Source organism: uncultured Agitococcus sp., assembly GCF_937920075.1.
GTDB lineage: Bacteria > Pseudomonadota > Gammaproteobacteria > Pseudomonadales > Moraxellaceae > Agitococcus.
The window spans coordinates 1-2,524 of the sequence record NZ_CALETI010000453.1 but is presented as its reverse complement, the minus strand read 5'-3'; the positions used below and the strand labels follow the sequence as shown (position 1 = coordinate 2,524).

General features: G+C 39.6%; 3 protein-coding genes. All 3 read right to left on the bottom strand.

Annotated features, from left to right (window positions below; genetic code table 11):
* Nucleotides 1-295 (bottom strand): hypothetical protein (locus Q0212_RS15385; RefSeq protein WP_297927147.1); only part of this gene is annotated, 295 nt, incomplete at its 3' end.
* Nucleotides 292-1,704, bottom strand: a complete 1,413-nt coding sequence (locus Q0212_RS15380) for a hypothetical protein (RefSeq protein WP_297927145.1) — start codon at nucleotides 1,702-1,704, stop codon at nucleotides 292-294. The genes Q0212_RS15385 and Q0212_RS15380, both read right to left, overlap by 4 nt.
* The gene (locus Q0212_RS15375; protein ID WP_297927143.1) at nucleotides 1,704-2,396 is read right to left on the bottom strand and encodes a packaged DNA stabilization gp4 family protein; all 693 of its coding nucleotides are present in this window, start codon (nucleotides 2,394-2,396) and stop codon (nucleotides 1,704-1,706) included. Before Q0212_RS15375 ends, Q0212_RS15380 begins: the two co-directional genes overlap by 1 nt.
* Between the last annotated feature and the right edge of the window lie 128 nt (nucleotides 2,397-2,524).

Below are 2,524 nucleotides of genomic sequence, written 5' to 3'. Positions count from 1 at the left end.
TACGCAACTCATCTAGTTTTTTATTAACGTCATCTAAAACTGTGCGCTCGTTTATTCGTATTTCATCAATTTTTTTGTTTATTTCTGATAACTCATCGCGTATTTGAGTTAATAGCACTTGGTCTAATTGTGAGCTGTTTATGACATCAATGGATGGAGTAGCCAAGTACACATCAATATCTTCTATCGCTGTGCTTGTCGTGCCGCCTGTTGATTGCCATAACTGATAAAGCCATGTTTTAAAGGCTCTAGTATTTGTTAAGTCTAGCGTTAATGGTGAAGGTATATTACTCATGTCTTACCTGCCTCCACGTCAATATACCCGCCATTTAAAACCGTTTTTACGGGTGCAGAGCCAAAGACTTTATAAACCCTGTCGCGTGATTGACCAAGCCTAGCCCACATTGTACGATTTTTACGTTGACCGATTACACCCATACTACATTCACGCGGAGTTATAAACGTATGTCCGCCGTCGTCCGAATATGTTAGATAACAAAGTGGGTCATCACCTGACTCTAAACCGACTCCACGCTCAAAGTTTAGTACAACTTCTTTATGACGCAATCGCTTGTAATCAGCAATGATATGTTGACCTGTGCGATACCATGCTATTGGTTGACCACCGTCTAAATGCGTATCCTCGTCATATTCGTATATTGTTCCTGACTCAAAATCACCCACTAAATGCCGATTAAAAGCAAAAGCATAACAACTAGCACGATCTCGACCTTTTTGATACGTCTCTCGAATATGCCATGCTAAATCAGGTTCTGCAATAGACGCATCATAGACTAATGTTTTGCCCTCACTAGGAAACGTCAACACATAAAAAGAATGTCCGCTTTTCTGATAAGTAAATGCAAAAGCATCGTCTATCACATTAAACGAATTGATTAAATGCTCAATTCCGCGATTGCTTATAATTTGTGGGACGTATTGATTTAGTTTATATACTAATCCTGTACCATGACTCGAACGCCCTAAAAAGTAAACAGTGTTATCTAGTTTTGCAACAGACAAAGCAGCCGCGCAGCCAACTTCCATATCCGCGCCTTGTCGCCTATCAAGTGAGAATGTTGTACCTTCGATCGCAAACCAAAAGGACGTAGTTTTGCGCCCAAATAGCACTAATTCTCGATGGTCAACAATGCCCGTTACCAAATTATCAGGGTCACTACCGTTTGTCGCGAACTCTAAACCATCAAAAGTTAAAAAGTCGTTATAGGCTGAAATATAGAATTGTTGGCTATTCGGTCTAACCAAAACACCATAGCCATCCAAATAATCAACACGCGGCGAGCCATAAAAAGCTGGGTTAGTAACCTGTGTCAAAGTATCAGTATTTGTATTTAGCACATAACCCAATACACCACAAACAATCATTATCTCCCCTACATTATTTGCAGTCATTGTTGTGCGTATATCGCAATTTACAGAGCCTAACGCAGTATAACTACCATCAAATAACACTTTGTATAATTGAGTTTGAGTGACCACATACAAAATGCCCCTAAACTCAAGCATTGATAAAATAGGGACAGTAGGAAGATTTAAAAACAGTTTTTTACCATCGACACGAATCAGACTAATATTGGTATCCGTTTCGCTGCTGTCTAACTCAAGAAACATATTCACCGTTTCTTGTGCGTTTTGGTTTTTACTAAACCCTTTTTTCTGACCACCAAAAAACGGAATTTTCATCAGTAAAACCCACCTAAAATATTACCGCCACGATTACCACATCCTAGCAATGGGTCAAAATTGGCAGACGGAATTGTCACCATTGAACGCATGACAATATCTTTAGATTCACGCGCTAAAGCTGCAATCTCAGTCGATACAGTTACCCCATACTCAGGTGCAATCTCAACCGCCAAATTGTATTTTAGTGCGCGAATCCACTCAGGCGGATAAGTATTTGATAAGTTTGTATCAGTATCCAAATCGGTTTTTGGTGTGACCGCATTAATCGTCAGTGTGCCACCTGTTGCAGTGGGGTATAAATAAATAGTACTTAGCGGATAATCGGGCTTTAATGCAATAAATTCAGGAATAGAGCTAATATTTTTAACCGAGATTTGTTCATAATCGACAAAATCAATAACTTTTAGAGTGTAGTCTAAACCACCATTTGTATATTTTGCGGTATAGATTTCAGTCGGGTTAGTTGTGTTAATATCACCACCACTACCAATTGTATAAGATGCCGCACCTGTTAAAGTATGCGTAATTGTTTGAGTGTTTTTAGATAAGAAACGAGACGCACCCCATGAGCTTAAAAGCAAATTTAATGCTTCTAAAGCGTCCATAGTTTCGTCAGATGCTGGAGTTTCGCTTGAGCTAATCGCACCGATTAACCTTAGCGAAGAACGGATTAAATCGGTTGTGACCATACGCCACCTTTGAAAAAATGCTCATCCTTGAGCAACGAGAGGTTATTAGTTAGTGATACGAACTGCCCATTCTGGACGTAACAAGCCGTAACCTGCCAACATATCAAAACGGCAAATACGACGGTTAT

Bases quoted from the DNA above. Each gene is read 5' to 3' on its own strand.
- Q0212_RS15375 (WP_297927143.1), bottom strand. From the start codon at position 2,396: ATGGTCACAACCGATTTAATCCGTTCTTCGCTAAGGTTAATCGGTGCG.
- Q0212_RS15380 (WP_297927145.1), bottom strand. From the start codon at position 1,704: ATGAAAATTCCGTTTTTTGGTGGTCAGAAAAAAGGGTTTAGTAAAAAC.